The sequence below is a fragment of the Paenarthrobacter ilicis genome, from assembly GCF_016907545.1.
Lineage (GTDB): Bacteria > Actinomycetota > Actinomycetes > Actinomycetales > Micrococcaceae > Arthrobacter > Arthrobacter ilicis.
Genome location: NZ_JAFBCD010000001.1, coordinates 3,376,589 through 3,391,746 on the forward strand (window position 1 = coordinate 3,376,589; position 15,158 = coordinate 3,391,746).

Consider the following 15,158-nt stretch of genomic DNA (forward strand, 5'->3'; position numbering starts at 1 on the left):
AAGATGCGCGATGACCTTATGTACGACGGCGGTCCGCAACCCAGTGCCAACGGCACCTGTTTGCTGCGGTCAGCTATACGATTCGACGGGTGTCTACCTCGTCCTCATCGTCTTCCGCATACTTATCCTCGTAGGCCGAGTAATCCGGCTCCGGAGGATCGTCCGGGAAGTGGCTCTTGACACGACTGGACGGACCCGTGAGCTCCCGCTCAAGTGCCGAATAGTCAGTGTTCGGGGAGTAGTACTTGATGTCCCGAGCCTGCTTGGTAGCTTTTGCCTTTTGACGGCCGCGCCCCATGGCGTGACCCCCTTTTGTACTTGGACCGGAGGTGGTCACCTTGGCTATCGGTGAGGCCCCGGAATGTTTGGTCAATTTGTCGTATGTCTAGATTACATGCTTTCCAGGGTCCCCGCGTGCCACCGGAGCACGTGCCTCCGGCCACACCTGCCAAAAGGGGCGCCCGCAAGCCTCCACGACCGTGAAAATTCGGTAGAGTCGGCCTCAATGCGGCCCACAGCAGGAAGGCACACCCCAGAATATGAGCCAGGATAAGACTCCCCCGCACGACGATTCACCGCACGAGCCCGGCGGGGATGCACCACAGCCACCTGTTGCCCCCTCCGAACCACCGTCCGGACTGCCTGCCGATCCCGCACCGGATCTGGACCCGGACTTCGTTCCCAACCCTTCCGAACAACCCGACCCAGCCGTGCCTCCCGGCACTGAAGAGCCAGCACAGCAGGCCGCGCACGCGAACCCCGGCGGACCGAGCTACCCCGGCGGACCGAGCTATCCCGGCGGACCGAGCTATCCCGGCGGACCGAGCTACCCCGGTGGACCGAGCTACCCCGGTGGACCGAGCTACCAAGACGGCCCCACCTACCCCGGCGGCCCCACTTACCCCGGCGGCCCCACCTACCCTTCGGCGTACCCCGGCCAGCCATCAGGCCCGCCGGAGAATTGGCAGCAGCAGCAACCCCAAGGCGATCCCATCAAGCGCCAGCGCCTGGTGATCGGCGGAATCGTCCTGGGAATCCTGATCCTGATCGGCATCGTGATCTGGGTGCTCCTGAGCCTCCTGGGCAACAGGCCCACCACCGCAGCACCCAGCCCCAGCGCGACACCCTCCCAGGGGCCGCTCCCCCGCGAAGCAGATGCCAAGGACTTCCAAGTGGGCGACTGCTTTGCCGACTTCGATCCCAACTCAACCAAGGCGAAGGCCGTGGCTTGCGATACGGAGCACTCGGCCGAGCTTGGCGCCGTCTTCACGTACCCACAGGACGATTCCTTCCCGGGAACAAACGCGCTCCGGGACAAGGGCCGCGAAGTCTGCAAGTCAGTGAAGCTCAACGATGCTGCCGACAACTACGTGTTGCTGCAGCAGAACGTTTACCCGAGCACCACCAGCTGGGATCAGGGAGACCGCCGCGTTGACTGCTTCATCGTGGTGGATTCCGGCAACACCATCAAGGAAGAAATCCTCAGAAAGTAGTTGCCGGCTCCCCAAACTCCATCTATTTTCGGCGAACGGTAAGGCCCGATCCTGCCGCTGTGCCATCAAACGCCGCCATCGACTCCAGCCCGTCAACGGTGAGCTCGTCAAGATCGGCCGCGGTGTCCACCAGGACGGTGTCGCCGTCCGTGATTTCGCCTGCCAGGATCTCCTTGGCCAGGCGGTCACCAATCTCCCGCTGAACCAGCCTGCGGAGGGGACGGGCTCCGTAGGCGGGATCGTACCCGGACATGGCCAGCCAGGCGCGGGCGCCATCGGTGACTTCCAGGCTGAGGCGGCGGTCGCGCAGCCTCGAGGTGAGCTCGCCAACGTGCAGCTCAACGATCCGGGCCAGCTCTTCAACTGACAACGGATCAAAGAGCACGATCTCGTCCAGGCGGTTCAGGAATTCCGGCTTGAAGGACGCCTGGACCACGGCCATGACGGCCTCACGCTTTGCTGTGGCATCCATGGTCTGGTCAACAAGGAACTGGCTTCCGGAGTTGGATGTCAGCACCAGGATGGTGTTCCGGAAGTCCACGGTGCGGCCCTGACCGTCGGTGAGGCGGCCGTCGTCGAGCACTTGCAGGAGGATGTCGAAGACCTCGGGGTGGGCCTTTTCCACCTCGTCCAGCAGCACCACGGAGTACGGGCGGCGGCGGACTGCTTCGGTGAGCTGGCCACCTTCCTCGTACCCCACGTAACCCGGAGGCGCTCCCACCAAACGGGCCACAGCGTGCTTCTCGCTGTACTCTGACATGTCGATTCGGATCATGGCGCGCTCGTCGTCAAAGAGGAAGTCCGCCAGAGCTTTGGCAAGCTCGGTCTTGCCGACGCCGGTGGGTCCCAGGAACAGGAACGAGCCCGTGGGGCGGTTGGGATCGCTGATGCCTGCCCGTGCGCGCCGGACGGCGTCGGACACGGCTTGGACGGCTTTTGCCTGTCCAATCAGCCGCTTCCCCAACTCCTCCTCCATGTGCAGGAGCTTCTGTGATTCGCCCTGCAGCATCCGGCCGGCGGGAATGCCGGTCCACGCAGAGATAACCTCGGCGATGTCGTCCGCAGTGACGTCTTCGGCCACCATGAGCTCGGGTTTGTTGTCGCCATTGGTGCGGGCCTCTTCTTCCGCGGCGGCGCTCAGCTCACGTTCCAGCGCGGGCAACTCGCCGTAAAGAATGCGCGACGCCGATTCCAAGTCACCTTCGCGCTGCGACTTGTCCGCCGCGGACCTCAGCTCGTCGATCTTTGCCTTGAGGTCACCCACACGGTTGAGTCCGGCCTTCTCTGCTTCCCAGCGGGCGTTGAGTGCGCCCAGCTCTTCCTTCTTGTCCGCCATGTCTGCCCGGAGCGCGGCCAACCGTTCCACGGACGCGGGGTCTGTTTCGTTCTGGAGCGCCAGCTCTTCCATGGTCAAACGGTCCACGGCCCGGCGGAGCTGGTCGATCTCCTCCGGCGCGGAATCGATTTCCATCCGGAGGCGGGACGCGGCTTCATCCACCAGGTCGATCGCCTTGTCCGGCAGCTGCCGGCCCGATATGTAGCGGTTGGACAGCGCAGCGGCCGCCACCAAGGCGGAATCCGCGATGGCAACCTTGTGGTGGGCCTCGTAACGTTCCTTCAGGCCGCGGAGAATACCGATGGTGTCCTCCACACTGGGCTCGCCCACGTACACCTGCTGGAAGCGGCGTTCCAGTGCCGGATCCTTCTCGATATTCTCGCGGTATTCGTCCAGGGTGGTGGCGCCAATCAGCCGCAGTTCGCCGCGGGCCAGCATGGGCTTGAGCATGTTCCCGGCGTCCATGGCGCTGTCTCCCGTGGCACCTGCGCCAACCACGGTGTGGATCTCGTCAATGAACGTGACAATCTGGCCATTGGAGTTCTTGATCTCCTCCAGCACGGCCTTCAACCGTTCCTCGAACTCTCCGCGGTATTTGGCACCGGCCACCATGGACGCAAGGTCCAAGGCGATGAGGGTCTTGCCGCGCAGGCTTTCCGGGACGTCGCCGGCAACAATGCGCTGGGCCAACCCTTCCACCACGGCTGTTTTACCCACGCCGGGCTCGCCAATGATCACAGGGTTGTTCTTGGTGCGTCGGCTCAGGACCTGGATTACTCGGCGGATTTCACTGTCCCTGCCGATCACGGGGTCCAGCTTGCCGGAACGGGCAACGGCCGTGAGGTCGGTGCCGAACTTCTCCAGGGCCTGGAAGGTGTTCTCCGGGTCGGGAGAATCCACTTTCCTGTCGCCCCGGACACCCGGCAGTGCGGCGAGAAGCGCCTCATGGGAGGCGCCGGCGTCGCGCATTAACTTTCCGACGGCGTCGCTTCCGGCAGAGAGGCCCAACAGGAGGTGCTCGGTGGAGACGAAGGAATCGCCGATTTTGTCTGCCTCGTTCTGGGCAGCTTGGATGGCCTGCATGGCCTGACGCGACAGCTGCGCCTGCTGGACGGAGCTGCCTGATGTTGAGGGCAGGGCCTTGATGGCCGAGCTTGCTTGGACGCTCACGGCATCCGGATCCGCGCCGGTTGCCCGCAGCAACGCCACGGCAACTCCTTCGCGCTGGTCCATCAGGGCCTTGAGCAGGTGCGCGGGCTCCACCTGCGGATTGCCGGCAGTGGAGGCATTCATGGCGGCCGCAGAAAGGGCCTCCTGGCTTTTGGTGGTGAATTTGACGTCCAAAGAGTGCTCCCTTTCTGATGAGACCGATGCTTTCAAAGTTGAGTCTACTACGCTCAAGTTTGCTTTTGGGGCCGCTCTGTTCCATGTTTGCCCACGGCGAACGGGGTGTCCAGTGGCCGCCGGTTTGAGGGGAAGTAGGCTGTGGCCATGGACACGATCACCACCTCCGCGGAACTCGAGAAGATCATTGGCCTCCCCCTGGACCGCACCCGCAAGAAAGTTCGTTCCACCCTCAGCGATTTCGACCGGCAATGGCTGGCGGCCAGCCCCTTCTGCGTCCTCTCCACCACTGATTCCGAAGGACGGGTGGATGCCTCACCCAAGGGAGACCCCGCAGGGTTCATCAAAGTCCTGGACAACACCACCATCGCCATCCCGGAACGCCCCGGCAACAGGCTCGCGTTCGGATTCCACAACATCCTGCAGAACCCCAATGTTGGCCTGTTGTCCGTAGTGCCGGGGCGGACGGACACCCTCCGCATCAACGGAACAGCCCAGGTTGTGGGCAATGCAGACTTCTTCGACCAGATGCTGGTCAAGGGCCACCGGCCACGGGCAGCCGTAGTGATCACCGTGGAGGAAGTCTTCACCCATTGCGGGAAGGCGTTCATGCGGAGCGGGCTGTGGCAGCCCGAAACCTGGAACCCGGACGGCCTGCCCAGCATCGCCGTCCTGGCACAGAGCTACACCCAACCCGAAACACCCCTGTCGGAGCTTGAGGACTACTACGGCCCGTCCTACGCCGACGGGATGTACCGCGACTAGCCAGCGACTGTGTCGGGCGGCCGGTTAGGCCGGGTACACGGAAACCAGCGCCGACTTCACCACAAACCTCACATCCATTCCCGGAACCAACCCCAGATCTGCCGATGCCGCCGGAGTGATATCCGCGGACAATGCGTGCTGCCCTGAGGTTGCCCGCACCCGGATCTGGTCGCCGTGGGGTTCAAGGTCCGTGATGCTCACGGGGAACGAATTTCGCGGGCTTCCATGTACGTCGCCCAAGAAGACGGAAACGGCCGACGGCGGGAACGCGGCCACGCCCGCTTGGCCGGGCAGGGGTGACCACCCGGAGTCATGATGGCCCGCGAAAACCCGGCCATCCGGCGTCGTCATTCCATCCTCGGTGATGGTTCCGGTGACGAGGTTCAGCCCTGCGAGTCCGGCGGCGAAGGGGCTTCTGGGCCGCTCAAGGACCTGCCGCGTTGGTCCGCTTTCCGCGATGCGTCCGTTCTCCACCACCAGCACCCTGTCCGCCAGCATGTACGCGTCCAGGACATCGTGGGTGACGATGATGGCCTTCCGGTCCCGCAAAACCCGTTTGAGCACGCGGCGGAGCAACGGTGCTGCGTGGATGTCGAGGGCTGCCATGGGTTCGTCCAGGAGAAGGAGCTCCGGCTCTGCCGCGAGGGCACGGGCCACGGCCACCCTCTGCGCCTGGCCGCCCGAAAGCTGGGCCGGCTTCCGCTGTGCCAGCTCCGTGGCATCCACCTCAGCCAGCCAATGCCTGGCCGTTTCACGTGCCGCCGCCCGGGATATTCCGGCGCTCCGCGGACCGAAGGCAACGTTGTCCAGCACGCTCAGGTGCGGAAAGAGGAGTGCGTCCTGGGCCAAGAGTGCAATCCCCCGTTGGTGCGGTGCGCTCCAACGGTGAGTGCCGCCGTCGAGGGTGAACAACTCCCGTTGGCCAATGGTTGCTGACCCGGAATCAGGCCGGAGCAGGCCCGCAATCACGGCCAGCAGAGTCGACTTGCCGGCGCCGTTGGGACCCAGGATGGCCACAGTCTCGCCCTCGGCAAGGTTGAGGGACATCTCGAAATTCCTGGAACGGAGGCTGGCCTGCAGTTCGAACGTCATGATGCCACCCTTGGTGCCGCGGCTCGTCGGCGGCCATGGCTCAGGCCCACCACTGCAACCGCCACGGCCACCAATACCAGTGACAACGCGACGGCGGCATCGGCGTCGGTTTCGCGCTGCAGGTAGATCTCCAGAGGCAGGGTCCGGGTGATCCCTTCAAGGCTCCCCGCGAACGTCAGCGTGGCGCCGAACTCGCCCAAGCTGCGGGCAAAGGACAGCACCGCGCCGGAGGCCAGGCCGGGAAGGACCAGTGGCAGCGTCACCCTCCTCAGGACCGTGGTGGGACCGGCACCCAGCGTGGCCGCAACGGCCTCATACCTGCTGCCCGCGGACCTCAGCGCACCCTCCAGGCTCACCACCAGGAAGGGCAACGCGACGAACGTCTGGGCCAGGACCACCGCGGTGGTGGAGAAGGCGATCTGGATGCCTGCAAGCTCCAACGACTTTCCGAGCAGGCCCTGCCGCCCAAAGGTGTACAGCAAGGCAATGCCGCCAACCACCGGCGGCAACACCAATGGCAACAGCACCAGTGAGCGCAGGAAGCGTTGTCCCGGAAAGTCAGCACGGGCAAGGACCAACGCCAAGGGAACACCCAGCACAATGCAGAGGGCGGTGCTGGCCAAGGATGTCCGCAAGCTGAGGCCCAGGGCCGCAAGCGATGAGTCCGAGGTAACCAGCGGAATGAACTCCGGCCAATTCACCCTGGCAACGATTGCCACCAGGGGCAGCACCACCAGCAGCCCGCCCACAGCGGCCACGGCATAAAGCCAGCGGGGAATGCCGTGGAAACCCGGAGTAGACGTCATGCGTTGCCTACGGTGCGCCGAAGCCGGCGTCGGAAAGGACTGTGCGTCCGGCTTCCCCGGTCACGCTCGCGATGAAGGCGGCTGCGAGCTCCTTGTTCTTGCTGGTGGTAACGGTGCCAATGGGGTAGGTGTTCACGGCCTTGTCCGACTCAGGGAACGCTATGCCCTTCACCTTGTCCCCCGCTCCCTTCACATCCGTGACATAGACCAGGCCGGCGTCTGCTTCGCCCGAGGTGACCTTGCCCAGGACATCCGTGACGGACGATTCCTCACTGACAGGGCTCAACGTGACGCCGCTGGCCTTCTCCACAGTATCCGCAGCAGCGCCGCAGGGCACCTGGCTGGCGCAGGTGACTACTTTCACGCCGGGCTTGGCCAGGTCCGCGAAGGAAGTGATCGACGCCGGGTTGCTGGGTGGGACAGCGATCTCCAGGACGTTGGTGGCGAAGTTCGTCGCGGTGCCGTCCAGCAGCTTGGCGTCTGACAACTTGGTCATATTCTTGGTGTCCGCCGAGGCAAAGACGTCCGCCGGAGCGCCTTGGGTGATCTGCGTGACCAGGTCCGAGGAGCCTGCGAAGCTCAGTGTCACCTTGGTGCCCGGGTTCTTCGCCTCGAAGTCCTTGGCCAGTTGGGTGAACGTGGCTTTGAGGGATGCGGCTGCGAAGACGGTCACTGTTCCGCTCAGTTGGGATGTGCTGCTGTTGCCCGTTGGCGTTGCGGCAGGGGCGGTGGAGCCGCAGGCCGTGAGGGCGCCTGCCAATCCAACCGCTACCGACATGCCCACGATGCTCTTCTTCATGCGAATCTTTAGGCGAAGGGTCCTCATATGATGCTCTTTCCTTGCGGAGTTTCGATGATGACAGTGGTGGCTTTGACCACGGCTGTGGCGACGGATCCGAGTTCCAACCCGAGCTCACGGACTGCCTCGCTGCTCATGAGCGATACCACCCGGAACGGACCGCACTGGAGCTCAACCTGGGCCATGACCTTGTCTGCGGTGATGCCTGTGACCAGACCGACGAAGCGGTTCCGGGCCGAGCTTCCGGGGCGGGAAGGATCATCTGGGAGGTGGGACTGATCCCGGGCCAACGTGGCGAGCTCCAGCCCGTCCACGGCCAGGCGTCCTGCGCCGTCCTTCTGGGCAGTCAGCGTCCCGTTTTCCGTCCAGCGCCTCACAGTATCGTCACTGACGCCGAGGAAGCGGGCGGCCTCGGAAATTCGTATTTGCGGCATGGGACGAGTTTAGTTCCGTATTTGCGCTTTAGTTGCCCTAAATGTTCCGCAAACGAAATATGACTTCGAGGCTGCAGCGCGCCTTTTCCCGCCTGATGCACCCCTTTGGTACTCCCATCGCACCCAGTGGCGCACGACGCGCCCGTAAGCACTGGTGCGCATGGCGGAAAAGTGGTGCGCCGCCGCCGTCGGACTCTAGCCGCAAGGGTCTTGCCGTCGTACCCTGATCTGGGGGAGAGCTTCACTTTCAAAGGAACATCCCATGGAATGGATCCGTCCGGACAGTCCGGACTATGACGAAGCCAGAAAACTCTTCAATGCGATGATCGACCGCAGGCCGGCCGTCATTGCCCAGTGCTCCGATCCCGGCGAGGTTGCCGAGGCCCTGAACTATGCGCACAACCATAATTTGGACGTAGCGGTGCGTTCGGGCGGGCACTCGGTGGCGGGCATGTCCACCAACGACGACGGTCTGGTGGTTGACGTCCGCCCCATGAAGTCGATCCACGTAGACCCTGAGGCCAAAACTGCCACGGCCGGCGCCGGGCTCACCTGGGGCGAATTCGATCGCGCCACGCAACTGCACGGTTTGGCGGTCACGGGCGGCCGGGCGTCCACCACGGGTGTCTCTGGATTCACCTTGGGCGGGGGCTCAGGATGGCTGGAGCGATCGTACGGTTTCGCGTGCGACAACCTCCTCGCCGTAGACCTGGTCACAGCCTCCGGCGATCGCGTGACCGCCAGCCGGGATGAGAATTCCGAGCTGTTCTGGGCGCTCCACGGTGGAGGCGGAAACTTCGGCGTAGCCACGTCTTTGACGTTCCAGCTCCACGATGTGGGCCCCACTGTGATGGCCGGCCTCATGCTGTTCCCCGGGGACGACGCACCGGATCTGTCGCGCGCCTACCGGCAGATTGCTTTGGAAGCGCCCGACGCCGTCGGAACCGCCCTGGTATACCTCACCGCCCCACCGGAAGAGTTCGTCCCGGAAGACATGGTGGGCAAGCTCGCGGTCGGGATGGCCTACCTCTACGCGGGCGATGTTGGGGCCGGCGAGGAACACGCCAAGCCGTTCAAAGACCTCAGCCCCTCGGTGGACCTGGTCACGCCCATGGAATACGCCGACTTCCAGTGCATGATCGACGACCCGCCGGACCACTACAACTACTGGAGCGCCGACTACCATAACGAGCTCAGCGACGATGCACTGGACGTTCTGGTGGACTCGGCGCAACGCCTTCCCGGCCCGAACTCGCAACAGCTGGTGGCACGGTGGGGCGGAGCCGTTTCCGGACCCGCTGCGGTGAACACGCCGTTGCAGAACCGCGGAGCTTCGTGGGTCAGCCACCCGTTCGGCTTGTCCGAAACCCGTGAGGGCGGGCAGGAGGCAAAGGCCTGGGTCAAGCAGTTTCGGCAGGACATCGCGCCACACACCACGGGAGGTGTGTGGCTGAACTTCATCGGCGACGAGGGGCAGGACAGGATCATGGCGGCCTACGGCGAACAGAATTACCGGCGGCTGTCCTTGGTGAAGGGCCAGTTCGATCCCGACAACGTGTTCCGCGGCAACCAAAACATCCTGCCGGCTGAGCACTGAGTTTCATCACTCCTTCCCAGTTGCCGTGATCAGCGCGGGCAGAGAAGCCTGTACTTCCGGGACGGCAGCACGGCGGTAGACGTCCCGATGGCCGGCAACTGGGAAGGATCGCCCGGGATTACACTTTGGCAATGGCCATCTACGTCGATCCGCCCCTGTGGCCGGCACACGGGACAGTGTTTTCTCACCTCGTTTCGGACACGTCGCTGGAGGAGCTGCATGCCTTCGCGGCTGCCGCCGGAGTTCCCGAGCGAGCCTTCGACGGAGACCACTACGACGTCCCCAAACGCCGATACGACGACCTCGTTTCCGCGGGCGCCATCCCCGTGGAGGCCCGCATCCTGGTACGCAAGCTCATTGCCAGCGGACTCCGCATCCCCGCTCGTGAACGGAGCAAGGCTTTGACAGTACCTCTGATGGAACGCTGGAACAGCACCTATCCCGGCCACGAAGAGCTGGGTCTCGAGCTGCTGGAACGCTGGGGAGAGGACCACAGGAAGTATCACAGCCGGACACATCTCCTCGCAGTCCTTGAGGCCTTGGATCTGCTGGCCGAACCTGCCCTGCCTGCGCGGCCCGTCGCCCTGGCTGCGTGGTTCCACGACGCCGTCTATGAAGGAGTCGCCGGGCAGGACGAAGAAGAGTCGGCCCGTTTGGCAGAGGACCGGCTAACGTCCACTGGCCTGGATCCCCACGAGGTAGCGGAGGTGGCCCGCCTTGTCCGGCTCACCTCCACCCACCGCCCAAAGACAGGTGACTCCGCAGGAGCCCTCCTCTGCGACGCGGACCTCTCCGTGCTCGGCGGTGACCAGCGATCCTATGCGCGCTATCGTGCCGCCGTCCGCGAAGACTACGCCCACGTCAGCGACGACGACTTCGCGAGGGGGCGCGCCGCCGTCGTGAGTGACCTCCTGAGGCTGGACCCGCTGTTCCACGGCGAACGCGCCAAGGAACTATGGCTGGATTCCGCCCGGCGCAACCTGGCCGGCGAGCTCGCGTGAGCGTAGCCCCAAGCGAACACGGTTCACCGCAACGGCGCGGACGGGGCCAAGCTAGCATAGAGGTGTGACCTCCTACCTCCAGGCATTCCCTCACCTCCCGCTGGCCGTGCCCGACGTCGAGCACGTCCTGGCTGTCCGTGGCGTCGGCGGTTACCGCCAGTACCGCATCCCCGCCCTCGCCGTCAGCACGCGGGGCACTGTGTTGGCCGCTTACGACGGCCGGCCCAACCTGGACGACCTCCCCAATCCCATCGATCTCCTCCTGCGCCGCAGCTACGACAACGGAGTTACCTGGGAGCCTCAGCAGCTTGTCCGCACGGGTTCAGGTCTTCACGGATTCGGCGATCCAAGCCTGCTGGTTGACACTGAGACCGGGCGCATCTTCATGTTCCACGCCGCCGGTACCCACTCAGGCTTCTTCGAGGCCGTTGCCGGATTGACGCCCGACGACGACGTGCAGCACGCGGACGTCAGCTTCTCAGACGACGACGGCGACACGTGGCAGCATCGCCGGCTCACCGGACAGCTCAAGCACGGTGCCACCACGGGCCTTTTCGCCGCCGCTGGCCAAGGAATCCAAATACACGTTGGCCCCTATACAGGCCGGTTGGTGCAGCAGTTTGTACTCCTGGTGGACGGCGCCATCATGGCCGCCTCCGCGTTCAGCGACGACCACGGTGATACCTGGGCCCTCGGAGGCCTGATCGGAGCGGGTCCCGCCGGGGTAGGACCCAACGAAAACAAGGTTGTCTGTTTGGATGATGGCCGGCTGCTCCTGCATTCGCGGGCTACGCCGTACAGGTTGTCTGCTGTTTCCGAGGACGGCGGTCAGACGTGGAGCCCGTTGCAGCCCGTCCCGGAACTACCCGACCCGAGTGACAACGGCTCCGTGGCGCGCTTTGATGGGCTCCCCGGTGTGGTTACCTACGCGACGCCCAAGACCTCAGCGTGGCTGATCGCAAGCAACAATCAAGACCCGCACCTGCGCCGCAACACGGTCGTGAGCCTCTCCACGGACAACGGCGCCACCTGGCCGGCCAAGCTGTTGCTATGTGAAGGAAGTTCCGCCTACTCGACGGTTACGCGGCTGCCGGATGGGAACATCGGTGTGCTGTACGAGCGGCAGGGTTACCGCGAGATCGTGTTCGCATCGATACCTGCCGAGCAACTCACCGGGCAGCTCGCCGCTCAACCCCGGGCTGTTCCGCATGTTCTGGAATCCCCTGGCTTGGTGTTCGACATGGAGCTGCGGTCCATCACCCCAGGCAGGCCCGCAGTATGGCAGAACGCCGGCGACTTCCACGTGCTCCCCTCCACCAGCGCCGGCGAATGGGATGTTCAAACGTGGAAGGAGATCGGCCAAGGCTATGCCGGGGACCAGGTCCTTGGAACGCGGGAAGCCCAGGACCTCAACTACGGACCCGTCATCCAGGGCTACAAGGCCGGGGACATCCTCGCTTTCACCGGACGGGCCCGCAACGTGGGCACCCAACCGGCTACCGGCGTCGAGCTCCTGGGACCGCACAGCCATGCAGCCGGCTTCCCGTCCACGGATCTAAATCCGGGCCAGGAGGCCCTCTATTTCACGCCGACCTACACAATCACTGCAGCTGACATGTCCCGTGACACGCTTGACCTGCTCTTCGCTGTAGAGGCCGACGGCGGGCGGATCCGGATGGAGCGCGGGTTCAGTTTTGACCTGCTCACCGGTGATGTTGTTGCGTCATAGCCCGCCGGCTCCGGCCTAGCGGTAGGTGCTGACGAAAGGCCTGTTGGTGGGCACGATTTGCTTGCCGAGCGGCATCAGCGACACCGGAATCAGCTTCAGGTTGGCGATGGCCAGCGGAATTCCGATGATGGTGATGGCCATGGCAAAGGCCGTGACAACGTGGCCGATGGCGATCCAGATGCCTGCAACCAGCAGCCAAACAACGTTGCCCAGCAAGGCGAAGGCCCCCGAACCGCCCGGCTTCTCAACAACCATTTGCCCGAAAGGCCAGAGGCAGTAGGCGCCGATCCTGAACGAGGCGATGCCCCACGGAATGGTCACGATGAGCACGCAGCAGATGATGCCGGCTGCAAAGTATCCCAGCGCCAGCCAGAATCCGCCGAAGACCAGCCAGATGATGTTGAGGAGCGTTTTCATACTGTTCATTCTGCCTTGCTGCTCAGACAAAAAGGGTAGGGGTCTGCCCTGAATCTTCCCTGAATTGATGGGAAGCCGCGGGATGTGAGAGAGGAATCGTGCGGAAGGCGCGGGATGTGAGAGAGGGTCAGGCTTTGGCAGCTTCGACGAACGCCTGGATCTTGGCAAGGTCCTTCACGCCGCGGGATTCTTCAACTCCGGAGGACACGTCCACGCCCCATGCGCCGGCTGCCGCTGCTGCGAAAGCGACGTTCCCCGGCTCGAGCCCACCTGCAAGCAACCACTGGCGGCCGTCCAATCCCAGAGCCTGCACCGAGGCATAGTCCCAGGCTTCTCCAGATCCCGGCACGGCAGCATCAATCAGGAACAGGTCCTCGCCCAGATCACCGAACTCATCCTGGGAGGCACCCATGGTGACCGCGCGGATAAGCCGCATCCCGGCGTCGTGCACCGTTGTGACGTCGTGGGCGGAACGGTGACCGTGCAGTTGAACCCATTCCACGCCGGCTTCTTTGGCAATGGCAACGGCCTGCTCGGCAGATTCATCCCGGAACACCGCCACGGCTTTCACGGTTTCAGGGATCAACGGCAGGAAAACACGCACCTGATCCGGGGCCACCTCGCGGGGGCTCTTGGTGAGGACAAAACCCACGGCGTCTGCTCCGGCGTCCACTGCTTGGCTGACGGACTCGGGCGTGCTCAAACCGCACACTTTGACGAACATCCGGGCCTCCACCTTGTTTGCAAACCTTTTCCACATACGACGGTAGCAAGCCCGGCAGGGAACGCAGAACCGGCGTCCACCACTAGGCTGGCGGTATGGAGATTATCCGCTTTGCCAGCATCCGTCCCCAACCGTGGCGCAACGGAGGTGGCGTAACCCGCGAACTCGCAAGCCACCCCAGCGCTGCTTCTGCCCAGGACGGCGCGTGGGACTGGCGGGTCAGCATTGCGGAGGTCTCCAAGGCAGGCGAATTCTCCGGGTTCCCGGGTATGGAACGCGTGATTACCGTGATCGAGGGCGAGCTGCTGCTCCTCACCGTTGACGGCTCCGAGCACCCTTTGGAGAAGTACCGTCCGTTCCGCTTTTCGGGTGAAGCGGCCGCTTCCGGAGCTCTTCCCACTGGCGACATCCGGGACCTGAACGTCATTACCCGGGAAGGCGCGTTCAAGGGCTACACGTCCATTGTGGAGATCTCCAAGAAGCGCGCGCACCCGGTCTTCGAGGGCCAATTGGCCGTCCTGCTGGAGGGTAAGGCCACGGTCGCGCCCGGGGCTGCTGTTGATGAAGGGGCCGACGGCGGCTCCCCGGCTCACAGCGCCGGCGAACCTGTCGAGTTGTCGCGGTACGACGCCGTGGTGGGCTCGGATACCAGCAGCCCGGAGATCTCAGGCCGCGGATTCATCGCGGTCATTTCGATCGACCCCGTCAACGGCTGATGTGGTGACCTTAGCCACCAGAGGTGGCCAGCCCGCCCGGGAGTTGCTAGCCTGAAGTGAAGGTTCCGCTCTGGAACCTCCGGACGACGGTTCAGTACCCGGAACGCGACAAGACTGGCCAAAGGAAAACGTCATGTCGTGGATTATCCTCATTTTCTCGGGAGCTCTTGAGGCCGTTTGGGCCGCAGCTCTCCACCGTTCCAAAGGCTTCCGTAAACCGGCTCCCACTGTGGTGTTCCTGGTCTCCGTGATTGCCAGCATGGCCGGGTTGGCAATAGCCATGCAAACCATTCCCACAGGGACCGCGTATGCCGTATGGGTTGGCGTCGGTGTAGTTCTGACGGCCACGTACGCGATGGTTACCAAGGTTGAGCCCGCGACGACGGCCCGGCTCCTTCTGCTCGCCGGCATCGGCGCGTGCGTGATCGGCCTGAAGGTGGTGTCCTAGCCATGACTGCTGCAAACAACGACAACAAAAACACCGGAATGTCCTGGGCAATCCTCCTGGCCTCCGCTGTCCTGGAAGCTGTGTGGGCTACTGCCTTGGGGCTTTCGCAGGGATTCACCCAGCCGGTCCCCACTGTGGTCTTCGCCATCACGGCCATCCTGAGCATGCTGGGCCTGGGCATCGCGGTCAAACGGATCCCCTTGGGCACTGCCTACGCGGTGTGGGTAGGCATCGGCGCAGCACTGACCGTTGGCTGGGCCATGGTCACAGGCGTGGAGTCTGCCAGCCCGCTGAAGCTGCTGTTCATTGCGGGAATCGTGGGCTGTGCAGCCGGTTTGAAGGCGCTGCCGTCTGGGAAAGCCACAGCCAAGGCCGAGTAGCTGCCGTGCCGCGTGCCCTCCGAATCGACGGATCGCTGCGCATTAGGCGTCTCCTACCATCGAATGCGCAGCAAGAC

Annotated in this window: 16 protein-coding genes and 1 riboswitch; of the genes, 8 read left to right on the top strand and 8 right to left on the bottom strand. The window is 64.0% G+C overall.

Going from position 1 to position 15,158, the window contains the following annotated elements:
• Positions 1–73: 73 nt before the first annotated feature.
• Positions 74–298, bottom strand: coding sequence for a DUF3073 domain-containing protein (locus tag JOE60_RS15400; protein WP_167267372.1), 225 nt, complete (start codon positions 296–298; stop codon positions 74–76).
• Between the two features lie 241 nt (positions 299–539).
• Here JOE60_RS15400 and JOE60_RS15405 point away from each other — a divergent pair, with 241 nt between their 5' ends.
• The gene (locus JOE60_RS15405) at positions 540–1,493 is read left to right on the top strand and encodes a septum formation family protein (RefSeq protein WP_239528884.1); all 954 of its coding nucleotides are present in this window, start codon (positions 540–542) and stop codon (positions 1,491–1,493) included.
• A 22-nt stretch (positions 1,494–1,515) separates the two neighbouring features.
• Here JOE60_RS15405 and clpB read toward each other — a convergent pair whose 3' ends face one another.
• A complete protein-coding gene (gene clpB, locus JOE60_RS15410) occupies positions 1,516–4,173 on the bottom strand; it encodes an ATP-dependent chaperone ClpB (protein ID WP_167267374.1) in 2,658 nt (885 codons plus the stop codon).
• Positions 4,174–4,320: 147 nt separating this feature from the next.
• On the opposite strand from clpB, the gene JOE60_RS15415 reads away from it, so the two are divergent.
• Positions 4,321–4,938, top strand: coding sequence for a pyridoxamine 5'-phosphate oxidase family protein (locus tag JOE60_RS15415; protein WP_167267376.1), 618 nt, complete (start codon positions 4,321–4,323; stop codon positions 4,936–4,938).
• Between the two features lie 24 nt (positions 4,939–4,962).
• Here the strand turns inward: JOE60_RS15415 and JOE60_RS15420 are convergent, their stop codons facing one another.
• From JOE60_RS15420 to JOE60_RS15435, 4 genes are read right to left on the bottom strand one after another with little or no spacing between them, the layout of a single operon-like run.
• Complete coding sequence (locus tag JOE60_RS15420; RefSeq protein WP_167267378.1) at positions 4,963–6,030, bottom strand: sulfate/molybdate ABC transporter ATP-binding protein; 1,068 nt, start codon at positions 6,028–6,030, stop codon at positions 4,963–4,965.
• Complete coding sequence (locus JOE60_RS15425) at positions 6,027–6,836, bottom strand: ABC transporter permease (protein ID WP_167267381.1); 810 nt, start codon at positions 6,834–6,836, stop codon at positions 6,027–6,029. Before JOE60_RS15425 ends, JOE60_RS15420 begins: the two co-directional genes overlap by 4 nt.
• A gap of 7 nt (positions 6,837–6,843) precedes the next feature.
• Positions 6,844–7,635 carry a molybdate ABC transporter substrate-binding protein gene (gene modA / locus JOE60_RS15430; RefSeq protein WP_167267383.1) on the bottom strand — a complete coding sequence of 264 codons (792 nt, stop codon included), beginning with the start codon at positions 7,633–7,635 and terminating at the stop codon, positions 6,844–6,846.
• Positions 7,636–7,658: 23 nt separating this feature from the next.
• Entirely contained in the window at positions 7,659–8,069 is a 411-nt protein-coding gene (locus tag JOE60_RS15435) for a TOBE domain-containing protein (protein ID WP_167267385.1), read from the bottom strand.
• A gap of 262 nt (positions 8,070–8,331) precedes the next feature.
• Here JOE60_RS15435 and JOE60_RS15440 point away from each other — a divergent pair, with 262 nt between their 5' ends.
• From JOE60_RS15440 to JOE60_RS15450, 3 genes are all read left to right on the top strand, one after another.
• On the top strand, positions 8,332–9,666 hold the full coding sequence (locus tag JOE60_RS15440) for an FAD-binding oxidoreductase (protein ID WP_167267387.1): 1,335 nt from the start codon (positions 8,332–8,334) through the stop codon (positions 9,664–9,666).
• Between the two features lie 131 nt (positions 9,667–9,797).
• A complete protein-coding gene (locus JOE60_RS15445; RefSeq protein WP_167267389.1) occupies positions 9,798–10,667 on the top strand; it encodes a DUF4031 domain-containing protein in 870 nt (289 codons plus the stop codon).
• A gap of 64 nt (positions 10,668–10,731) precedes the next feature.
• Positions 10,732–12,396, top strand: coding sequence for an exo-alpha-sialidase (locus JOE60_RS15450; protein ID WP_167267391.1), 1,665 nt, complete (start codon positions 10,732–10,734; stop codon positions 12,394–12,396).
• 15 nt (positions 12,397–12,411) lie between these two features.
• On the opposite strand, the gene JOE60_RS15455 is transcribed toward JOE60_RS15450, so the two are convergent.
• Together JOE60_RS15455 and JOE60_RS15460 are read right to left on the bottom strand one after the other, a co-directional pair.
• Positions 12,412–12,813 (bottom strand): YccF domain-containing protein, encoded by a 402-nt coding sequence (locus JOE60_RS15455; RefSeq protein WP_167267393.1) that lies wholly within the window; start codon positions 12,811–12,813, stop codon positions 12,412–12,414.
• A 127-nt stretch (positions 12,814–12,940) separates the two neighbouring features.
• Entirely contained in the window at positions 12,941–13,537 is a 597-nt protein-coding gene (locus JOE60_RS15460) for a phosphoribosylanthranilate isomerase (protein ID WP_167267395.1), read from the bottom strand.
• A 95-nt stretch (positions 13,538–13,632) separates the two neighbouring features.
• On the opposite strand from JOE60_RS15460, the gene JOE60_RS15465 reads away from it, so the two are divergent.
• The 3 genes from JOE60_RS15465 (at position 13,633) to JOE60_RS15475 (ending at position 15,081) form a co-directional block, all read left to right on the top strand.
• Positions 13,633–14,253 (top strand): HutD/Ves family protein, encoded by a 621-nt coding sequence (locus JOE60_RS15465; RefSeq protein ID WP_167267397.1) that lies wholly within the window; start codon positions 13,633–13,635, stop codon positions 14,251–14,253.
• A gap of 57 nt (positions 14,254–14,310) precedes the next feature.
• A riboswitch (guanidine-III (ykkC-III) riboswitch) is annotated at positions 14,311–14,376 on the top strand.
• A 10-nt stretch (positions 14,377–14,386) separates the two neighbouring features.
• On the top strand, positions 14,387–14,701 hold the full coding sequence (locus JOE60_RS15470; protein WP_167267399.1) for a DMT family transporter: 315 nt from the start codon (positions 14,387–14,389) through the stop codon (positions 14,699–14,701).
• 2 nt (positions 14,702–14,703) lie between these two features.
• Complete coding sequence (locus JOE60_RS15475) at positions 14,704–15,081, top strand: DMT family transporter (protein WP_239528885.1); 378 nt, start codon at positions 14,704–14,706, stop codon at positions 15,079–15,081.
• Positions 15,082–15,158 lie beyond the last annotated feature (77 nt).